Origin of the sequence: Mucilaginibacter sp. SMC90, from assembly GCF_022811725.1 — a bacterium.
GTDB lineage: Bacteria > Bacteroidota > Bacteroidia > Sphingobacteriales > Sphingobacteriaceae > Mucilaginibacter.
In genome coordinates, this window is the sequence record NZ_CP094527.1 from 3,108,965 (window position 1) to 3,131,763 (window position 22,799).

The window sequence follows — 22,799 nt, forward strand, 5'->3', positions numbered from 1 at the left end:
TACTTTAGCAAAACCATTATAGCACTTCATAAACCATGAAAAAACTACCTGCTCTCATCTTATTGATATCGGCATTATCGACCAGGGTATTAGCCCAAACGGAAACTAATTTGTACGATCCTAATACCAAAGCACAATTGATTGCCAAACAATTCTCTTTTACCGAGGGGCCGGCCGTAGATAAGAAAGGCAATGTGTTTTTCACCGATCAGCCTAATAACAAGATCTGGAAATATGATACCGATGGCAAGCTGTCCGTTTTCCTTGATAGTGCAGGCCGCTCAAACGGGATGTATTTTGATAAAAAAGGCAATCTCATCAGCTGTGCCGATGCTGATGATCAGCTTTGGTCTATCAGCCCGAAAGGCAAAGTAACAGTTTTATTGAAAGACTACCAGGGACATAAATTTAATGGCCCTAATGACGTTTGGGTACGCCCTGACGGAGGTATCTACATAACAGATCCCTATTATCAGCGCGATTACTGGACACGCAAAAAGACCGACCTCGACGGAGAAAAACTATACTTCCTGGCAAAAGGAAAAGCGCCGGCAGTAATAGTTGATGATAAATTTGTACGCCCTAATGGTATTGTAGGCACGCCGGATGGAAAAACTTTGTATGTTGCCGATATCGGCGATAATAAAACTTATCGTTATGATATCAATAAAGATGGCACCCTATCTAACCGTACCCTGTTCATAGCTATGGGCTGCGATGGCATGACCATAGATGAGCATGGCAATGTTTATATGTGCGGCAAAGGCGTAACCATTGTTAACCCTAAAGGCGAAAAGATAGGACACATAGATATTAACGAACCCTGGACAGCCAACATCTGCTTCGGCGGTAAAAATAAAGACATACTGTTTATGACGGCCTCGAAAGCGGTTTACATTTTAAAAATGAATGTAAAAGGAGTGGATTGATCCCATCCTCTTATACTACCAGTATCAGCAATACAAACGCAAAACAACAGGTGTTCAGCTTTTAAAAGTGTGAACACTTGTTGTTTTTGCAGGAATTTTATTTCTTGATTATCAAGTTGTTATAAAATTTAGAAAACACCTGACAGGCTAACTTGAACAATTTGTTATTGATAGTCAACAAGTTGCGATATTTGGTTTTCGAAAGCTGAACACCCGTTTTTAAAAAACTGAACACCCTCTAAGAAGGTAAAAACCAGATGTTACAAAATTTAAAACCATATGTAGTAAAATTCAAAGTATATATTCTTGAAGAAAGTTGATTTAAATTACTTGAAAGCGGGTTTTAGACCTATTACAACAATAGTATTGACCCTCCAACTGACCAGCCTAAAGTCGAAATGTGCTTTCCCGAAAAACTAAACAAAAATCACAAGTTCATAATTAACAAGAACTTATAGCTTTAAATGCTTTTAAAAAAATCAAGTAATTATTGCGATTTTCTCCATTGAAATACAAGTCGTTTTTCCAAATTTTAAATTTCAGCTATAAATAGGAGAAAAATTATTACAAGTGGATTTAACGATATTATTCCCAAAAAATGCCAACAGAAAAGCCGGGGAGTACCCCCGGCTTTTCTGTTCAAATTAGCTTTTAAGATCCTGAAGCGCCGTTATCCACTTTAACTTCAAGCGCTGTCCTAACCGAAGCTGGCAGGCTTGATAGCAAGGTATAACCTGTTGCCGTTTCAATGTCTTTAACAGTGGTAATATACTTGGTCCAATCAGAATTGATGGTGTTGATATTAGGTGTGTTTACCGCAATAACCCTTGTTGAAGCAGTGACCCTTGCCACATCACCATCACCTTTTGGTATGATCAGGGCAACTTTCCAAACGTTGCTTGGCACGTTTACATGACCATCATTAATGGTGCTGGCAGCACCGCTTGAACCTGTACCTCCTGTGCCATAGCTACCCATAATGATATAAACCTCATTGCCGGCAACTACTTGTTCGCGCAGGTAATTTTCAAGGTTAGCCCAGGTTTGCTGATTGTTTTGCGGTGCCTGCGGTATCATATTGGTCATCAGGAAGGTTGAAGCGTTAGCGCCGGTTGAACTTGTACGATCGGCCGACGGGCAATTGTGCCCCCTGTCAAATCCACTGCCCGAATAACTGTTGCTCTCCACCTGGTACCAACCGGCAGGTAGCCCGCTCCAGCCGGCAAAATCATCTAAACGGGCGGTAGCATTGGTTGTATTTGTAGCATCAAGGTGCCAGCTAACCCAGTTAGGCTCGCCTTTTGTTGAGTTGTATGATTCTACATAATACTTCTGATCTATTAAATAATTATCCTTAGAGGCCAGTGTTGAAAGTGCGTTTGATGGATTACCGAAAAGCAGGTTGCTGTTATCGCCGCTTGCAGGAGGGGCATCGGTACCGGCGGTAACGTCACGCGGGGTTGATGCACTTGAACCGCCGGCGGTATCGCCTGCACCGGTATCAGGTGTACCAACAGTTATGCCCGGATCTCCTGTTCCCTTAAAGGTGATATCATCAATATCAACGCGGTTGGTTGTGGTACTTTTAATTTGGAAACGCACTTTTGCAGTTGCTGTAACCTTAAATGAATCGGTTACAAGGGTGGTGTTATTTTCTATGATATCACTGCCCATTTGCGTAAAGGTAGCACCGCCATCGGTAGACATCAGTACCTGTATTGTTGATTGAGCATCTTTACCGTATTTGCCATGTTTAAATGAAAAAGTTGTCACACCCTTAATATCAAAATTCATGGTCACAACGCCTGTTTTCATGCGGATAGCGTGCGTGCCATCTTTTAAATCAGCATCAAGATCGCCAACAAGGGCATTGTTAAAATTCCAGCTGCCGGTGCTTGTGTTAACATCGGCTGCAGCATATTGTGTTTTAGTTGAAGCTTCCAGATCCTCAGTAATGGTATAAGGAACAGGGGCGGGAGGGGTTACAACTGTGGTATCGCCGTTTTTAGGCGGCGCAGGCGACATTTTGGTGTCTTTTGAACATCCGGCAAAGGTTAAAGCTAAACCCAGGCCAATAAGCAGGTTGTTAATTTTCATAATTGTTTTTTACGATAGATAAATACAAAGCACAGCCAATGCGTTTACACTGCGCCAATTTTTTTTAACCGGAAAGATTTAGGGGGATAGAAAACAGGCCCGGCTAATGTACCGGGGCCTGTTTCTGTAAGGTATTAAGATTGAGGAACTACGAAGTTTGTTCCGTCGAATACAAAAGTTTTGCTTGTGTTTGAGGTTTTGCCAAAGCTGTAAACAACATAGGTAACCACAAATTTTTGATTTGGAAGCGCAGTAGCTTTAAATTTCTCCGTTAATACCGCTATCATAGCAGCATTTAAGTCGGCATCACTCCAGAATGTAGCGTCGGTAGCGGCACTAATGTTAAAGTCAGGGAACTTGGCAACGTTATCCCTTGCGGCCTGTGTGCCTGCTGTGGTTTGGGTGCCAATATAAGTGTAATCGTCTTTAACCAGCGTGTAGCTAACGGTGCTGCTTACAACCCATTTACCTGTTGCGCGTTCAAATGACAGGGTTCTTGGGGTAGAACCGGCAACCCAATTGTTGCCATCAAATGCAAATGCAGTGACTTTTTGATAATCGGTGCCATCATAGTAATTATAGCTCACATATAAAATGTCGCCAACTTTGGCAGTTGTTGATGCAGTTAGGTCGGCTTTTAATAGTGCATTAATATAAGTGTTGACGCTGCCTGCATCTGTAGCTACAAATTCATTATGACTTGAACGGCCGATTGAAGCGTATTGAGCAGGCGACAATAAGTAGATTTGCTGCCATGCATTGTTCAAATACAGGTAACCATAAGTTTGTACCGATACACTGCCGGCATAATAATTAAATGTAAGTACAGCCAGTTGGTTTGCTTTAGGATTAGCCGTTTTGGGCCAGTAAGTTAGCCATGAAAGTATTTGCGCAGCGCTGAAATCGGTGAATTTATTGCCTGGCAACAGCAGGTAATCTGCATTTGTAAGTGTGTAAGCCACATTACTGTAAACGCTGTCGGCAACTTTAACCTGTGGAGTACCCACATTGAAAGTTATATCGGCAGTTGAGCCGTCATCAACACGTGGGTATTCGGTGGCAAGCAACGCCGGAATGGTTTGTTTAGCATCATCCTCTGATTGAAAAACGCCGTTTTTATAACCATATGATGAAGTATCAAGCTTTTTATAATCGGCCGCAACCATTGTTTGTGTTAGCTTGGCCTTATGCAAAGGCATTGTATTAGGAATAACCGGTTGTTTTTGGCAGGCCGATAAAGCAAGGGCTGCCAGCACCAGTATATTAGATATCTTTTTCATTTGGGATAAATAAAATCTTATTAAAATTTAATTTTTAAACTGGTTACAAACGTTCTGCCTAAGCCATAGTAAACCAATACATTGTTTACATTTCCGGTCAGATTGCCGTCATATGAATCGGCTATGTATTTGGTATTAAGCAGGTTGTTTACATTGCCTATCAACGAAGCATTTAAACCGGCAATTTTAAACCTGAATACACCATTAAGGTTCCAGATAGAGTAGTTTGGTAACTTGTAAGGGTGCATGTCTGGCTGACCAGCATTTGCAAAGTTGAACTGTGAATAATAGTTGCCGTAAAAGAAGTAGTTACTACCAATGGTAAGGTCGGGCAGTACATCAATATCTGCACCTAATGCAGCTGTAGTTTGGGCTGCATCACCAACTTTAATATCTTTCAGGTAAACTTTATTAACCGTTTTTACAGCCTGCTGTTGTGAGTTGTAAACTGTTGAAGGGCCCGCATCATTGGTGTAGTGCCAGTCGCCGTATGACAGCATTCCGTTAATGGTGATCTGTTTAATTGGTTTCAATTTCATTTCAAGTTCAAGGCCCTGGTGAAGCTCATCAACACCGGCTACGTTTACAGTATAAAGCTGGTTAGTTGCCTGGTCAAATACAGCCGTTGCAAATGATTCATCATTATAAGAGGTTCTGTACGCATTTAATTTAGCGCTGAAGCTCTTTAGTTTCAGGCCATAACCTAACTCATAACTCAGTAGTTTTTCTGATACTGAACTTGGATTAACGTTGTTGGTGAATTTTTGGAATATGTTATCAAAGTAAGGCGGTTTGGTCATGTAACCAACATTAGCAAACACGTTCATGGCATCATTGATGTTGTAGTTTGCGCCTGCTTTAGCCTGGTAGTTCAAGAAATTTACGTATTTGCTGGTTTGGTTAGGATCGGTATTGAGGTAGTTGTAATAGTCGGTCCTTCTGTTGGCTGTACCTGAGCCTGTTAAGGTAGCAAATACCGAGAAGTTATCTTTTGAATACTCGGCCTGTGCAAATGCTGCGCCCGAAAGGATCTTGTCTTTATTGTAATAGTCAATTTTATCGCCTACTACTGCGCGGTGTTCAGGGTTGTTGATATCGCCCGCTCTGCTGCCAAGGCTGTTGCTGCCGGTAAAGGCATCATAAACATAATCAGCACCTAAAAGGTCGGTAACTGTTTCGTAATGCGTACCATCGTATGACCTTAAGTCGATACCGGTTGACAGGTTTATTGATTTGCCTATTTCGGTATGGTAAGTGCTCCTGATACCATACCAGGTATGGTTGTTATGCGATGAATAAAAGTAAGTGCTTGCAGAACCGTCAGGATTGGCAAAGTTTGCTTTTTCTGCAGCTGTATAATCAAACGGCGAATACATATTGCTTACACGTGGTGCATCACCCTGAATACCGCCGCCGCCGCCGGTGCCGTAAGTAGCATATAACACGGTTGATAAGCTTGAAGTTCCATTAATATTCCATTCGTGGTTTAATGAGAATAATGGTTTGCTGAAATTGTTGTTATATGGGTTGATCTGCTTACCGTCTTTTACACCCAATTCGTAATTCCAGCGAATACCTTGTGGCGCATTTTGCCAGTCGGATATCAATTCATCCGGCCTTTGACCATGGTTTTGAGTTGCGCCCATCAGGGTTAGCGACAATGTTTGATCTGCGCCAAGACGTTTCGAAACGTTAAAGAAATAGTTATAACCTAAAAAGTTTAAACCATCTGCATTACCGTCACCTTTGGTCCTGCTGCCCTGAAACGTAGCTGCCCAGCCATTTTTATCTAAACCGGTTGAAAGTAATACCGATGTTTTTTGATAGCCATCACTACCAATGCCTTGTGAAATAAAGCCACCTGGTTCCATATCGGTGCTGCGGGTGGTGATGTTGATGGTACCGCCAAATGAAGGGACAATGATTTTATTGGCGCCTAAGCCGCGTTGTACCTGTATAGAAGTAGCAATGTCAGTCAAGCCCGAAAAATCCGACCAGAAAATTGATCCGTTTTCCATATCGTTCACCGGGATCCCGTTGATGGTTTGCGCTACGTTACCATTTTTTGAACGGCTGCTAAAACCGCGGATGTTCACGCGCGAATCGCCATAACCGCCGTCGCCCTGGGTTGCCATTACACCCGGTACCACACTTAATAATTGCGGAATATCCTGGTTACCCAGTTTTTCTTCAATAAAGCGTTGGTTTATGGTTGTTACAGCTACCGGGGTTTTACGGTCAATAGCAACGTCGCCGGTTACTACAACCTCTTTCATTGAACTTGCACTTGATTTTAGTTCGATATTGCCAAGTGCGTTAGTGCCCGAAAGTGTGATCTCTTTAGTAATGTAGCCTATGTATGAAATAACCAGTACTGTGCCGTCTCCATTATCTAAATTAAGCTTAAATGTACCGTTAAGGCCTGTTGAAGTAGCTTTGCCGCCGCCTTTAACACCAACCGATGCACCTACCAGGGGTTCTTTTGTATCGGCGTCAACAATTTTACCGGTATACAATGAAGCCGGTGCATTTGCCGCATTTGCATTTGCCTGGGTAGTTTTTTCTTTAACAACTATGGTATGCCCTACAATAGCATAAGTAACCGGCTGGCCTTTAAATACCCTGTCAAGTACTTTTGTTAAAGTTTCATTTTTTACATTTAGTGATACCTTGTTGCTGCCTGTAAGCAGCTCGGTTTGCATAAAAATGTCATAGCCGCTTTGCTGCTCAATTTTGTTCAGCACTGTTTGGAGGCTGCTGTTCTTTTCGGCTAAAGTGATGTTTTGGCTGAAACTTTTGGCGCTGAGGTGCATGCAAACTGCAAATAACAGCACGGCGATAAGTTTTATCCGCATAATAAATTTTCTTTTTGTATCCGGACCTATCCGGAAAAAACCTTTGGTAGCGTTTTTGAATTTATTTACCCGGCCATCGTTATGTACAGGCACAGGAAATGTAGAAAAATCCATATTTTTGTTTTGGGTTGATTAGTTTAAAAAGTATTTAGTCGATATGATTTGGATATGTTCGCCCGAAAAAATAGCCGGAGGTGGTTGCAACACTTTCGGTTTTTTTATGGGCCAACTTTTAGTAAACCGGCCTTGCCGTTTACTGCATATTGGATTTTGTTATGATTTTACTATAATCTTCCTCCCGTTAATTGTGAAGTTTAAGCCGCTTGTTTTAAGGATCTCAAATATTTGTGACACGGGTACATTGCGCGATATGCGCCCCATGTAATGTTTTTGTGCTGCTTTTCCATGGTATTCTACATCTACCTCATACCAGCGCGATAATTGACGCATAATAGTTTGCAGATCGGTATTGTTAAACATGAATTTTCCGTTTTTCCAGGCTATTGCCTCGTCTACATTTGCGTTCGCATTTACGTTGATGTAGCTTAAAGTATTGATTGCCTGCTCGCCCGGTATTATTTTAACCGACTGCCCCGCATTGTTGGTAACGCGTACACTACCTTCAAGCAGCGTAGTTTTAGTGGTACCCTCATCGGTATAGCTGTTGATATTAAAATGAGTTCCCAAAACCGTAACTGTTTGGCTGGCCGTTTTTACATTAAAAGGTTTTGAAGGATCTTTAGCTACTTCAAAATAAGCTTCGCCTGTGAGTTCAACGCGGCGTTCGCTGCCGGTAAATGTGGCCGGATATTTTAGTGACGACGCCGCATTTAACCAAACCTTAGTGCCATCAGGTAAAACAACCTGGTACTGGCCGCCGCGGGGGGTAGCCAGTATGTTCATGGCAATGGTTTCGGCAGGAGCGGGAGTGGCGGGGCTTTCAGAAGCTTCGGAAGCGTTTGCCGGCTCATACACCACCTTGCCATTTTCATCCTCTTTAATCACAATATTTTGCTGCCTGGCAATTTGCCCGTGTTTGGTGCTATCCAAAACAATGATTGAGCCGTCGGCAAGTGTAAGTGTGGCTTTATTTGTTCCGGGCGGGATGTCGTTATGCAGGTTGGCCATGTTTTTCGGTTGCTCTGCTGTGCGGCGTTTATTTAAAGTGATAGTTAATGCGGCCAGCAAAATGATAGCAGCAGCGTAAACAATCCAGCGTGGTTTGCCGCTTTTGCTTTTAAACCCTGTGCTTTTGCGTACTTTGTTCCAGGCTTGCGCTTTATTAGTTGCCGAAAAGGTTTCCAATTCATTGTTCAGCAATGTTTCATCGGTAAGTTTTTTGAATAATTCTTGGTTGCGTATATCAGCCTGTATCCATTCATCAAGCTGAAGTTTTTCCTGGTCGGTCAACTCGTTTCGCATATATTTTGCGATCAGCTGGCCCAGGTTAAAGTGTGAGTCGTAATTATTCATTTTTCCTTTTCGTACATAAAGACACCTTCGTTTTGAAAGTGGATAAAGCGAAGTGAATATTTTTTTAATTTTTTTGCGAGAGATGAAATAGCAAAGATTATCAGTGAGAAATTACGTTTAAAATAAAGCGCGAACAGGAGGCACCTATGGAGCCAATACATATGTCCTGTGTAGCTACAAACATGTTACTCCTACGGAGTTTTATGGCATGCTGTAAATACATAATGGGATTATCGTAAAACTGTAAACTTTTTTTATAACAAGACAGAAAAAAGCATGATTATAACTCCGTAGGAGTAACATGTTTGTAGGCGTCAAATTGAAAGGTATTGGCTCCGTAGGTGCCTCCTTTATATTTAGAGTAAGATAAACAAAGCGATATGATATAGAACTTAACGCTTAAAAAAGCTTAAACCAAGCATAATAAATGCAGTAAACATTTCGGGCGATAGTTTTACACGCATCAGCTCAAGGGCGCGTTGTTTTTGTTTTTTAACGGTATTTACAGACATGTCCAGTTCATCGGCAATTTCCTGGTTCTTTTTGCCATCAAAATAGCCCATGATGGATATAGTGCGATGACTTTCGGGTAAAGAATGTAGTGCGGCGTTGATTTCGGCCACGGCTTCTGCCGCAATTATGGCCTCAATTACCGGCGGTTCTTCGGGCTCGGTATTGCCCAGGTGGCCTATATAGGCTTCAACAACCTTATTGTGCCTGATGATGTTTAAGCTGGCATTGCGAACCGTACTGTACAGGAAATTTTTGATAGCTGTCTTATCCGGCATCACGCTTTCCCGCTGGTTCCAGTATTTGATGAAAGCATCCTGTACTATGTCTTCGGCCTGGTCTTTATCTTTAATAAGCTGGAGTGAAAAGTATACCAGCCTGTCGTAATATTCTTTGAAGAGAACATCCAGATCAACATTATCTGCTGAAGTGGTAGCGTTATTCTTTTGCCCAAAAATTCCCTTTACAATACTCATTTGTTTTTCTGGCAGAAATAAAACCTGAACCCGACGAAACAGCACCTTTTGTGCCGATAAAAACTTAATTCAAAATTGAACTTTATGTGTTCAATTTAGGTTAAATCAGTGTTAATAAATGGGTTTTTGATGGTAACTTTTCAGTTGCAGAGTATGGTCATAAATTGAATTTTCAGTGTGTGGATTTAGATTTAAAATATTGATTATCAAAATAAAAAAGTCCTTACACCGGTTAGGGTATAAGGACTTTTGTTTATCCGTTATTGTGTTAACTTATTGCTTTGGCTTACCATCGGCATCAAGTTCAACAATAGGATAACCAAGTTTTTGTAAGCCCGGATAGATCCTGGCCTTATCGCCGACAACCAAAATGATCATGTTATCGGGATTAAGATATTTTGAGGCAAGGCTGTTGATCTCGGCAGGGGTAATGGTCGATAAGATCTTGTTTTGCTCATCAACAAAAGTTGGCTTAAGGCTATATTCCTGGATCCGTGATAAAAATGCCGCCTTTTGCGCATTGGTTTCATAACGGCGGGCATCACTTTGGCCGATAGAGGTTTGTGTGAATTTCAATTCATCAGGCGTGATCCCCGTTTTTTGATAATTGGTAATCTCCTTCATAAACTCAACCACAGAGCTATCGGTTGCTGTGGCTAACACTCCGGCAGATGCTGTGAAGTCGCCGCCATATTTGCCCGAACTGAATGTAGAACGGGCCCCGTAAGTCCAGCCTCTTTTTTCGCGCAGGTTAAGGTTGATATGGCTGTTGAATGCCCCGCCTAAAATGTAGTTGGCAATACTTAGCTTGTAATAAGTACCTGTTGCATCGTAATTCAGCTTATCTAAATAACCAATACGGATCTCAGATTGGGCTGCACCCGGAATATCAACAAGGTACAATGTGGTTTTATCAAATGATTTGCCTTCAACAGGGGCCGGGATATTTACTTTTTTATCTTTCCAGGTATTGAGGAAAGCAAGCGCGCTTTTAGCTGAAGCTTCATTAAGATCGCCCACCACCACAATTTTAGTTACCGATGGTGCAAAATTACTGTCATAGTAATCCTGAACATCCTGTAAAGTGATGCCGGCCACGGTTTCTTCATTGCCGCCCGCCGCATAGGTACGAACGTTGTCTGTTCCGTAAAGTATTTTGTTATAAACAGCTGATGCTACACCGGCAGGCTGGGTTTTAGCCTGTTTAAAACCTTCAAGCGTTTGTTTCTTGATCCTGTCGAGCGCATCCTGGGTAAATTTAGGGTGATATAACCTTTCTTCAAGCAGCGACATGGTTTTGCTCAGATTTTTTGTAAGTGATGATACCTCAACCGAAATTTCATCAAAACTTGCAAAAGTGCTTATACTGCTGCCAAGCTTATCCAATTCGGAGCTAAATTGCTCGCCGGTATAGTTTTGGGTATCTTCGTTAAGCATGCGGCCTACTATACCTGCCAGGCCGGCTTTTGCAGGGTTATTAAGTGCAAATAAACCGCCGCCTTTTATCGACATGGAAATAGATACGGCAGGGATCTCACTGTTTTGAGTGCCGATGATATTGATGCCATTAGGCGTACTGGTTGACCAGATAGCAGGAACTTTGATAGCCGGGTTAGGGCCTACGCCCGGTTTTACGGCACGGTCAAAATTATCTTTAGGTTTGTGATAAGTTAAGCCATCGTAGCCGTAATCAGGTGCTTTGTACCCTGTTGTATCAACCGTGAAGTTATCTGGCGCAACAGGCTGCAGGTTGCCGCCTTTAGGTAATACACTTAATATCACAGCAGGTTTACCTTTGATATATTGGTTGTAAACCCGCATCACATCTTCTTTGGTAACTGCACGGATGGCGTCCAGTTCGCGGCCAATCTGGTTGGGGTTGCCCGTAAAGGTTTGTGCTTGTGCCAGCTCGGATACTTTACCGCTTACGCTTGATAAACTGTTGATGTAATCAGCTTCGGCAGTTGCCTTGAAACGGGCCAGGTCATCGTCACTTACGCCCTTCTTTTCAAATTCGGCTAATGACTCATCTACCAATTTTTTAGCATCGGCTAAGGTCTGTCCGGGGAAAGGCACAACCCTCATGCTGATCTCACCTGCCAGTTCAGTGTTAGATGAACTCATATTGGCCTGCGCTGCCTTGCGGGTTTTTACAAAGTTTTTATAAAATATTGAATTACGACCTTGTCCTATAATTGCCGATAAGGCATCAAGCGGCGACATGTCCTTGTCATACACCTTAACACCCGGATAGCTTATAGACAGCAGCGGAAACTTAGCATAATTGTCTGTGTATGATACATATCTATCTGCCTTAAGCACAGGGGCCGGTAACGACATGTTTTTTACTTCCGGCCCTTTGGGGATGCCGCCAAAATATTTGCTTACCCAGGCTAACGTTTGTTTTGGGTTAAGATCTCCGCCAATGGTAAGCGTGGCGTTATTAGGGCCATACCATCTCAGGAAAAAGTTTTTAAGATCATTTACACCTACTTTATTCAGCTCTTCAATGTAGCCGATGGTAAGCCATGAGTAGGGGTGTCCGTACGGGTAAAGTGCTTTTGAAGCATACTGGCCTACTAAACCATAAGGGCGGTTATCATAGTTTTGTCCGCGTTCGTTTTTTACTGTGGCGCGTTGTACTTCAAACTTTTGCTGGGTAACTGCGTCAAGCAGGAAGCCCATGCGGTCTGATTCCAGCCACAACATTTTTTCCAGCTGATTAGCGGGTACTGTTTCATAGTAATTGGTGCGGTCGCGGTTGGTTGATCCGTTCAGGGTACCGCCGGCTTCGGTGATGATCTTAAAATGATCACCGTTGGCTACGTGGTCAGATCCCTGGAACATCATGTGCTCAAAGAAGTGTGCGAAGCCCGATTTACCGATCTCCTCACGGGCCGAACCTACGTGATAAGTGATGTCAACGTGAACCAGCGGGTCGGAATGGTCTTCGGCCAAAATAACAGTAAGGCCGTTGGGTAATACATATTTTTCGTAGGGGATCACCAGCTCAGTTCCCTTTCGGGTAACTTTTTCAATAAGCTTTGGTTGCGCACCGGTTTGGGCAGCAGCATTAAGCGCCAGTACAGCAATTGATGGGGTGATCAATGCATGCTTTAAAAGTTTGATCATTTGCGTTAATTTAGTAATAAGTCAGTCAAGAGTTACTCGCCGTGCGGGAGTAGAGGATACTATATTAAGCAATTTGCACTACTGGTTAGTGTTATTGCTATATAATTTGATTTATGTAACGGATTTGTGACTGAGCGAGGTGCGTTTTTAATTCCCTCCCAGTGGTTTAAGTTTACCCACAAGCTCACCAACCTGAATTTCAACACGAGGCACCTACGGAGCCAGGAAACATTCCCACTTTAGCCCTATAAACACGTGGCCTCTCTGAGGCCGGTAATATTTATAACATAATGAATATTTGCTGACGTGCCAAGCGGCCTCAGAGAGGCCACGTGTTTATAGACAAAAATAAAGAGATATTGGACTCCAGCGGAGTCTCGTGACCGTAAAAGTGCTTTCCAATAAACGTTTAGCACACATTTAGATTTTGTGGGTAAACTTAAACCCAGGGGAGGGAATCGCACATTGCCCTTGCTTTTACAGAAAATCTAACAAAAATGGGTACCTAAACAAGTACCCATTTTTGTTAGATGAAATGATAGCTTACCTCCAGCCACCGCCTACGGCCTGGTATAAATTAACCGAGCTCAAAAATATATCGCGTTTGATGCCGGCCAGTTCAAGTTCGGCATCAAGTACGCTGCGCTGGGCAGTGATTATCTCGAGGTAATTAGCGCGCCCAACAAGGTACAGATCGTTGGCAACAGAGAGTGCGTTGTTTAGTGATTGTAATTCCTGCTGCTTAAATTCAAAGGCACGGTTAAAATTCTCTATCCCGCTCAAATTGTTCTTTACTTCCTGGAAGCCGGAAAGGATACTTTTTTGATAGTTGTAAACCGCAATCTTTTGTTCGGCAATGGTCCGCTCGTATTCGGCTTTGATTGCTTTGCGGTTGAAAATAGGAGCGGTGATCCCACCTAAAATACCATAAGTAAAGGAAGCGGGGTCAAAAAGCAGGTTTGCCCTGAAGCTGTTATAGCCAACATAAGGAGTTAAAGTTAAAGTAGGGAAAAAATTAGCTCTTGCTGCTTTAATGTCGGCGTTCATTGCCGTAAGCTCGAGTTCGGCACCGCGGATATCAGGGCGGTTCAACAACATTTGAGATGGAACACCGGTACCCACAACAACGGGAAGTTTTATTTTCATGATAGATGTATCCCGCGTAACTGCGCCCGAATAACTTCCGGTTAAAAAGCGAAGCTGGTTTTCAGTTTCGGTGATTTGCTGACGGGTAGTATACGCTAATCCTTTGGTCCGCGCTAATTGGGCCTCAAATTGCTGTACGGCCAGTTCGGTAGCCCTACCGCCAAGTTTTTGAATTTTAACGATCTCTAAGGCGTGTTCCTGAAGTTTGATGTTCTTTTTAATGATGCCCTGTTCTGTATCATAAGCCAGCAACTGGTAGTAAAGCCCCGCAATTTGAGCGGTAAGCGCTGTTGTAACCAAACGATAACCGCTTTGGCTCGCCAGGAACCGGGCAAACGCTGCCTTTTTCTGGTTGCTTAACTTACCCCACAGGTCAACCTCCCATGAGCTTTGAAAGCCCAGGAAATAATTAGGCACCGGGTTAGGAATATGCTGATCGCTGTTGATGTTATTTGAAAAATTGGTATCGTAATTACCCACACCGTTTTGCGTGTAATCGCCATATTTTTCAACCCCGGCATTTGCCGCAAGATTTATGGTAGGTAATAGCTTTGAAGCATTGAACCTTAGGTTAGCCCGTGCAGCCTCAACCCTTTGCAGGGCGCTTAACAGATCAGGGTTTGCTTTAAGGGCTGTATCAATCAGGTTAACGAGCCTTTGATCGGCAAAAAACTGGCTTACGGGTAAAGCGGCAATAGTTGCCGTATCTGTACTGTTGTTAAATGTTGACGGCAGATTAGCGGCTACTTCCTGGCCCGTGACCGGTTTATAGCTTTTACAGCCGGCCATGATCACCAGCAAAAGTGCCGTGTTAAGTATATAGAAATTTGCTTTTTTTAGCATTGCAGATCTTGATTAATTATTAACGATATCGAGCTCATGATGAGTTACTTCTGTGGTCGACTTGTTCTTTTTATTTCGCTCGGCTAAACCGGCGAAGATGACATATAAGCCGGGGATAAGGATCAAGCCGAAAATGGTGCCCATCAGCATCCCGCCGGCAGCTGCCGTACCGATAGAACGGTTACCCATGGCGCCCGCGCCGCTGGCCACACACAGCGGGATCAAACCTGCAATAAATGCCAGCGAAGTCATGAGGATTGGCCGTAAGCGGGATACAGCGCCTTCAATAGCGGCTTTCAGAACGCTTAATCCTTCTTTTTGCCTTTGGATGGCGAACTCAACTATCAAAATGGCGTTTTTACCCAACAAGCCGATAAGCATAACCAGGGCAACCTGCGCGTAGATGTTATTTTCGAGCCCGGTTATCTTCAAAAAGAAGAAAGCGCCGAAAATACCGGTAGGTAATGATAGGATAACCGGAAGCGGCAGTAAAAAGCTCTCGTACTGAGCAGCCAGTAACAGGTAAACGAATATCAAACAGATCACAAAAATGTAAATAGCCTGGTTGCCTGACAGGATCTGCTCGCGCGTCATACCCGACCATTCAAATGCATAACCTTTCGGTAGTTTTTCGGCAGCGACGCGTTCAATGGCTTTGATAGCGTCACCACTACTGAAACCTTTATCGGCATCACCGGTTACCATGGCCGATGTATACATATTATAACGGGTAAGCTGCTCAGGGCCAAATACCTTTTCCATTTTAATGAAGGTAGAGAACGGTACCATTTCGCCTTTATCATTCTTAACCTGCAGGTTTAAGACATCTTCCGGGCGCGACCTGTACTCGGGCGAGGCTTGCACCATAACCTTATACATCTGCCCGAACCGGATAAAATTGGAAGCATAAAAGCTACCCATCAGCGTTTGCAGGGTCGACATGGCTTTATCCACTGTAATCCCTTTTTGCGCGGCCGTTTGCTGATCAACAGAGATCATGTATTGCGGAAAGTTAGGGTCAAAGCTGGTAAATGCCCCGGCAATTTCCGGCGAAGCGTTAAGTGCGTTAACAAAGTTTTTAGTAACCTCTGCCGCTTTTTGCAGATCGCCCTGGCCGCTGCGGTCAAGCACGCGGATCTCGAAACCACTGGCATTACCAAAGCCCGGCACAGTGGGCGGAGGGAAAAACTGGATTGAGGCATCGCCTATGTTTTTCGTTTTTGCAGTTAGTTCGGCAATAATATCATCTAATGATTCGCTGCGCTCGTCCCATGGTTTAAGGTTGATCATGGCCATACCGTATGATGCACCGGCAATTTCGTTCACTAAACTATATCCCGACAGGGTTGAAACCGATTCGATAGATTTCATCGATTTGGTTTTGGCTTCAATCTCCTTCAGTACCTGTTCTGTACGTTCAACCGTAGCTCCTGCCGGAGTGGTTACGTTTACGTAGAGCATGCCCTGATCTTCAGTAGGGATAAAGCCTGTCGGCAAAATGGCGCTGGTACCCCAGGTAAGTAAAAAGAACCCTGCCAGTAATATTAAAGTAATCCCCTTGCGTGGCGACAGGTAGGTCATGAAGGTTGAATACTTGTTCTGTAACCCATCGTACCTTTTATTAAAACCACCAAAGAAACGCTGCATCAGGTTTTTCTTTTTAGGTGCGGGATCATGCTTAAGCATAATAGCACAAAGGGCGGGCGTGAGAGTTAAGGCGTTAACGCCTGATATTACAATGGAGATAGCCAGCGTAAGCGAAAACTGCCGGTAAAATACACCAACCGGGCCCGACATAAAGGCCACCGGCACAAACACTGCAGACATTACCAAGGTAATGGCCACAATTGCCCCGCTGATTTCGCGCATGGCGCTTACAGTGGCATCCATGGCGTTCATATGGTTTTCGGTCATTTTTACGTGTACGGCTTCCACTACCACAATCGCGTTATCCACCACAATACCTATCGCCAATACCAATGCAAAGAGCGTGAGCAAGTTGATGGAGAAGCCCAGCATCTGCATAAAAAACAGGGAGCCGATGAGGGCTACCGGTACGGCCAAAGCCGGGATCAACGTCGACCGGAAATCTTGCAGAAAAATAAATACTACTATGAAAACCAGGATGAAAGCCTCAACCAGTGTACGTAATACTTCATGTATGGATGCATCCAAAAAGCGCGATACGTCATAGTTTACGTTAAACGTCATCCCGGCAGGGAAAGAGCTTTGTTTAAGCTCGGTCATACGGGTTTTGATGTTATTGATCACCTCGCGGGCATTTGACCCGGGGCGCTGTTTTATCATGATTGATGCCGAAGGTTTGCCATCAGTATTGGATACCATACTGTAGGTTAATGAACCAAATTCAACATCAGCAATTTGTTTCAATCTTAATACCGAACCGTCTTCTTCGGCGCGGATCACAATGTTTTCATATTGTTTAGGCTCAAAAAACTTGCCGGGGTAGCGCAATACATATTGGAGCATCTGCGGGGTTTTATCTGAGCTTTGACCGGTTTTACCCGGTGCGGCTTCAACGTTTTGAGCGCGAATGGCATCTATAACCTCATCGGTTGATACTTTGTAGGCCATCATCCTGTCTGGTTTAAGCCATACACGCATAGAGTATTCTTTAGCGCCCATGATTTCGGCCCTGCCTACGCCATCAATTCGCTTAAGTTCCTGTAAAACGTTGATATCTGTGAAGTTATAAATAAACTTTTCGTCCATGCTGGTGTCCTGGCTCATGATGTTCAGGTACATCAGCATGCTGTTTACTTCTTTTTCGGTGGTAACGCCGGCCTTGATAACCTCTTCCGGCATTTCGTCAATAATGGTAGCTACGCGGTTTTGAACGTTCACCGCAGCCTGGTCGGGGTCAATACCCACGTTAAAATAGATCTGGATCACCGTCAACCCGTCATTACTGCAAACGGTAGACATGTAGGTCATGCCCGGAACGCCGTTGATAGCGCGCTCCAGCGGGGTGGCCACAGCTTTGGCGCACACCTCGGCATTGGCACCCGTGTAATTTGCGGTTACGGTTACCGATGGCGGCACGATATCAGGGAACTGGGTAACAGGCAGCGTAATAAGTGCCAGCACACCCAGCATGGTAATTATCAAGGAGATAACAAGCGACAGCACAGGTCGCTTTATAAAAGTTTCGAACATAGTTTGTTAGGGTAAGTGTACAATAAACCTGCGCCGCGTATTTACGCGGCCGGAAATGGGAAACATGGGCAATTGATTATTTCATTGCCAGCAATGAGTCTTTGGCCAGTTTCCTTGGTTTAATGATCATGCCATCGCGCACGTTCTGTGCCCCCTGAAACAAGATCCTGTCGCCTGCTTTTAAGCCGTCCTTTACAATGTAGTAGGTTGAAAAACGGGTTTGCGGCAAAAATGCCTGCATGTGCAGTTTATTGTTCTTGTCAACTATGTATACGTAACTTTTATCCTGGATATCAAATACCGACTGCTGTGGTACCATGATCACGCTATCCGCTTTAGTAGAAATGTAAAGCTTACCGGTAGCCCCATGTCTTAACAGTTTTTTAGGATTAGGAAACTTTGCCCTGAAGTTAATAGAGCCCGTTTTTTGTTCAATTTCGGCTTCTACAGTTTCTATTTCGCCCTGGTAGGGGAAGTCCAGCCCATCAGCTAATACCAGTTTAACTTTATCGCTTGTTTGTCCTGGTGCTGATTCTTTTTTGCGGATGTATTGCAGGTATTCATTTTCGGGGAAGCTGAAATAAGCATACATCGAGCTGATGTCGGACAGACTGGTAAGCAATGTGCCCTCGTCAATCAAACTACCCGATTTAAGCGGGATCCTGTCGATAATGCCATCAAACGGTGCGTGGATGTAAGTGTAAGCCAACTGGTCTTGGGCGCTTTGTACCATAGATTGCGCTTCTTCGATAGTAGCCTTATCCGCATTCATTTTTGATTCGGCAACTTCCAGTTCTGATTTGGAGATTACTTTCTTGTCAACCAGTAGTTTAACGCGTGCTACTTCAAGTTCGGTTGCCTTGGCATCGGCCACAGCGTTGCTTAGGGCGGCTTTAGCTTTTGACAGGTTTACTTTAAATTCCTGGTCGTTAAGTTTAAATAAAAGCTGGCCTTTTTTAACTTGCTTGCCCTCGTCAATGTATATTTTTTCAAGAAATCCGCGAACGCGTGAGCGGATCTCGATGTTTTTCTGAGCCTGGATATCGGCAACATATGATTTTTGCAGTACAGTGTCCTGTGTGTTTAAAGTAAGTACAGGTAACTGAAGGGTGTCAGAAGCTGCAGCTTCATTATTGGTTTTAGCTTTTGTTGAGCAGCCCGTGACAAGTATGCCGGCAGCAATGGCCAGCAGAGGGATATAAATGATGATCCTTTTCATTTTTCCGGATAGATTAATAGGCATAGCAGTGCATATCACGTACTGTTAGCCAATGTTAAAATTTGATTTTAAAAACAAGGGAGTGCCGCAAAGGGCATCTGAAACGGAAAAGAGATCAGAATGGGCTGAGCCTGAAAAGGAAATTGTAATACGCAGGCAAAAAGCCTTTGATGGATTTATTCTGGTTTTGTCGCTTTTCGACTATTGATATAACATCTGCAAGCAAAGCCTGCTGACCGGGCAATAATGCCGACGAATAGTTTACCCGGCTGGGTAAAAAGCGTATAATGTTGCGGGTATGGGTGGCTTCGTTGCCATCAGAGTCAGGTGAATCGTCTTGTACTTCCTGCTGAACCTGACCGATGATCCTTTGATGATTAAGGGAAATTAAGTCGGCAGCAGGGCCTGATTTCTTATAGTGCGTTAAAATTGATTCGGCGTTAGCAGGCGCTACAGCTATTAAAAGCTGGAAAAAAAATAATGCGAAGAATATTTTTTTTATCGACGAACACATGATTGCGAAATTACCAAAATTTTTGAAGCTATAGAAATGAGTTTGTATTTTTTTTGATATAATATGACTTTATTTTTATTTTTTGTCCCTGTTTTTTAGGATTTTATCTTTTTAACAACTTGTATTTTTATTTAGCAGTGCCTTTTGATTTTTTATAAACAGCTAAAACGATTATTTGTTCACGTTTTCTTCATATAGTTTAACTATTGCTGCCACTTGTCCTTACTCAACGAATAATTGTATTTTAGCATATGCTGCATCATGTTATTCTTCAATGTACCTGCCTGTTAGCGGTTATCCTGTTTGTGGTAATGCTGGCTCAAAAAATTAAGATAGCTTATCCCATTTTATTGGTTTTAGTTGGCCTGCCGCTTGGCTTCGTTCCTTTTTTAAAAGGTATCGAAATTCAACCCGACCTGATCTTCGTGATCTTCCTGCCGCCTTTATTATATGAATCGGCCTGGAATACGTCATGGAAAGACTTTTGGCGGTGGCGCAGGGTAATATCCAGCTTTGCATTTTTGATAGTTATATTAACATCGTGCTTAATAGCTTTTGTATCTGACAGCCTCATAGCCGGCTTCACTTTACCGCTCGGGTTTCTGCTCGGAGGGATCATTTCGCCGCCAGATGCCGTATCTGCAAGCAGTGTCCTGAAGAATATTAAGGTGCCTAAAAGGTTTATAGCAATTGTGGAGGGCGAAAGCCTCATGAATGATGCATCGAGCTTGGTGATATTCAGGTTTGCACTTGCGGCAGTTATAACCGGTAAATTTGCTTTCGGCCAGGCTGCCCTAAGCTTTGTATTGGTTATTGTGATGGGCATTGTTATCGGGCTGGCCGTTGCGCTGATATTTTACACTATACACCGGTGGCTGCCAACCACGGCCAATATTGATATTATCCTTACATTTATTACACCATATGCTATGTATATGGCAGCCGAAGAGTTTCACTTTTCGGGAGTATTAGCTGTAGTGAGCGGAGGGCTGTTCCTGTCGTCGCAAAGACAAGTGATATTAAATTACCGGAGCAGGCTGCAGGGAATTAATGTTTGGGAAACTGTTGCTTTTGTTTTAAACGGGTTTGTATTTATACTGATAGGGTTAGAGTTTCCGGTAGTTATAAAAGCACTTGGTCCGGATGGCCTTAAACCGGCAATAAATTATAGCCTGATCATAACAGGCGTATTAATAATAGCCCGTTTAGCCAGTACGTATGGAGCATCCGTATTTACGGTGTTTATCAGCCGTTACATCACCACTGCCGACCCAAGCCCAGGTTGGAAAGGCCCCCTGTTGCTGGGCTGGGCGGGCATGCGTGGCGTAGTTTCGCTTGCTGCCGCCCTGAGTATCCCTGAACTTTTACCTTCCGGTGCTGCCTTTCCTCAACGAAACCTTATCTTGTTTATCACATTTGTAGTGATCATGTTTACCCTGGTTGTGCAAGGGCTTACTTTGCCAATATTGGTTAAACTCGTAAATCTGCCCGATCGCGATTATATAGGTTCGCATGAACAGCAAAAGCAACTGGTTAGGAAGAAGTTATCGAAACTGGCTTTGCAAATACTTGAAGATAAATATGCGGATAATTTGGCCGGTAACGATATGGTAAAAGCCTTTAAGCTAAGGCTGAGCGCCGATATGGAATTGCTGAAGGATTGGGAACAGGACAATAGCGAACAGCGTGCCGATACTTTTTATCATGATTACCGCATGATCTTAAATGATGTAATGGATCAGCAGCGCGCCCTGCTGTTAACCCTTAATAAAAAGGAAAACATCAGCGATGATATTGTAAAGCAACAATTAGATCTGCTTGACCTGGAAGAGGAAAAGTTTCGGCAGCATTTTGAGGTGGTATAGCTAAAAAGATATAATAGATAAACAATTTAAACTATTAATAGAATAAGGCGGATCTGTTTACGTTACAGTAATAACTTAAAACCTGTTACAAATGATGATTCCGTCTATTAAAACATTTAAGGCATCCGTTTGCATCGCATTTGCTACTTACAGCATAAATGCAAGTGCCCAGGCTACTTTAGTTCAAAAAACTATCGATAAAATTGATCATTACAAGAACTTCAGTTATCGGCACACAAATAAAATAAAGGATTTTTTTACAACCGATACTTCAAGCGAACAAACCCGAAATTTTATTTTAAAAGCACCTGAAAACAATGCTTTGGGTTATTTATACAAAACGGAGACCCTCAGCAAAGCAGGCGACTTGATCAGAACAGAATTATACAATGGGAAAAACAGAATAGGCTTAAATCCCAGCGATAGCACTTATCGAATAGGGGAGTTTAAGACTTTCGCGGTACTTAATTTGCTTGTCGATTTAAATTGGATTAATGATTTTGTAAAGAAAAAGCCGCACGCTATAACAAGTGCTGCCGATACTACAATTGATGGTGCCATCTGTTCGCACTTAATTATTAATAGCCGCGATACCATCGTTAATAAAGAACATCTGTATACCCGTTTACATTTGTTTATTGATAAGGTTTCTGACATGCCTGTATGTATCACACGCAACGCCAAAAGCGCGGAAATAGGGAATACCATAACCAACTATTATTCAGAAGACCATTATTTTGATTATAAGTTTGATCAAGATTTCGGTGTAGCCGATCTGATCATTCCTAAAGGGTTTCATGAGGAAAATGAGCCTCAACTTGAGTTGTTGACACAGGGAACGATTGCTCCAGATTTTGTATTAGATGGGGTGGATGGAAAAAAGATCACATTATCTAAACTCAGGGGTAAGGTGGTATTGCTGGACTACTTTTTTATCGGTTGTTATTCTTGTATGCTTTCTGTTAAGCCGCTCAATAACATTCATGAGAAATATAAAAATCAAAATGTTGCTATAGCGAGCATGACAGAGCGGGATAGCAAAAGTGCTATTGTGAAATTCAGAAAAATTAACAATCTGAAATATCCGATCTATGTAAATCGGGGCGATGCTGTAAAATCATATCATGTAAGCGAATTTCCTACTTTTTATATTATTGATAAAGAGGGGAAGATAGCTAATGTATTCTCTGGTTATGATGATAATTTTGGAGAGAAGGTAACTTCAATGATTGACAAATTATTGAAATAAACCTGATATCAGCTAATTTTGTCATAATATGGTT

Annotated in this window: 13 protein-coding genes; 3 read left to right on the forward strand and 10 right to left on the reverse strand. The window is 42.9% G+C overall.

The genetic code is table 11. The features are described from left to right. Positions 1-35 precede the first annotated feature (35 nt). Complete coding sequence (locus MTO98_RS13260; protein WP_243487130.1) at positions 36-929, forward strand: SMP-30/gluconolactonase/LRE family protein; 894 nt, start codon at positions 36-38, stop codon at positions 927-929. Between the two features lie 651 nt (positions 930-1,580). On the opposite strand, the gene MTO98_RS13265 is transcribed toward MTO98_RS13260, so the two are convergent. From MTO98_RS13265 to MTO98_RS13310, 10 genes are all read right to left on the reverse strand, one after another. After that, on the reverse strand, positions 1,581-3,026 hold the full coding sequence (locus MTO98_RS13265; RefSeq protein WP_243487131.1) for a DNA/RNA non-specific endonuclease: 1,446 nt from the start codon (positions 3,024-3,026) through the stop codon (positions 1,581-1,583). A 134-nt stretch (positions 3,027-3,160) separates the two neighbouring features. Beyond that, a complete protein-coding gene (locus tag MTO98_RS13270) occupies positions 3,161-4,306 on the reverse strand; it encodes a hypothetical protein (protein WP_243487132.1) in 1,146 nt (381 codons plus the stop codon). 20 nt (positions 4,307-4,326) lie between these two features. Next, entirely contained in the window at positions 4,327-7,275 is a 2,949-nt protein-coding gene (locus MTO98_RS13275; RefSeq protein ID WP_243487133.1) for a TonB-dependent receptor, read from the reverse strand. Positions 7,276-7,434: 159 nt separating this feature from the next. Beyond that, complete coding sequence (locus MTO98_RS13280; protein ID WP_243487134.1) at positions 7,435-8,634, reverse strand: FecR family protein; 1,200 nt, start codon at positions 8,632-8,634, stop codon at positions 7,435-7,437. A 392-nt stretch (positions 8,635-9,026) separates the two neighbouring features. Continuing rightward, positions 9,027-9,620, reverse strand: coding sequence for an RNA polymerase sigma-70 factor (locus tag MTO98_RS13285; RefSeq protein ID WP_243487135.1), 594 nt, complete (start codon positions 9,618-9,620; stop codon positions 9,027-9,029). Between the two features lie 273 nt (positions 9,621-9,893). Then, a complete protein-coding gene (locus MTO98_RS13290) occupies positions 9,894-12,752 on the reverse strand; it encodes a pitrilysin family protein (RefSeq protein WP_243487136.1) in 2,859 nt (952 codons plus the stop codon). 543 nt (positions 12,753-13,295) lie between these two features. After that, the gene (locus tag MTO98_RS13295; RefSeq protein ID WP_243487137.1) at positions 13,296-14,741 is read right to left on the reverse strand and encodes a TolC family protein; all 1,446 of its coding nucleotides are present in this window, start codon (positions 14,739-14,741) and stop codon (positions 13,296-13,298) included. 12 nt (positions 14,742-14,753) lie between these two features. Further along, positions 14,754-17,918, reverse strand: a complete 3,165-nt coding sequence (locus MTO98_RS13300) for an efflux RND transporter permease subunit (protein ID WP_243487138.1) — start codon at positions 17,916-17,918, stop codon at positions 14,754-14,756. Positions 17,919-17,994: 76 nt separating this feature from the next. Next, on the reverse strand, positions 17,995-19,137 hold the full coding sequence (locus MTO98_RS13305) for an efflux RND transporter periplasmic adaptor subunit (protein WP_243487139.1): 1,143 nt from the start codon (positions 19,135-19,137) through the stop codon (positions 17,995-17,997). A 115-nt stretch (positions 19,138-19,252) separates the two neighbouring features. Then, a complete protein-coding gene (locus MTO98_RS13310) occupies positions 19,253-19,651 on the reverse strand; it encodes a hypothetical protein (protein WP_243487140.1) in 399 nt (132 codons plus the stop codon). Positions 19,652-19,902: 251 nt separating this feature from the next. On the opposite strand from MTO98_RS13310, the gene MTO98_RS13315 reads away from it, so the two are divergent. Next, positions 19,903-21,516 carry a Na+/H+ antiporter gene (locus MTO98_RS13315; protein ID WP_243487141.1) on the forward strand — a complete coding sequence of 538 codons (1,614 nt, stop codon included), beginning with the start codon at positions 19,903-19,905 and terminating at the stop codon, positions 21,514-21,516. 91 nt (positions 21,517-21,607) lie between these two features. Next, positions 21,608-22,765, forward strand: a complete 1,158-nt coding sequence (locus tag MTO98_RS13320) for a peroxiredoxin (protein ID WP_243487142.1) — start codon at positions 21,608-21,610, stop codon at positions 22,763-22,765. Positions 22,766-22,799 lie beyond the last annotated feature (34 nt).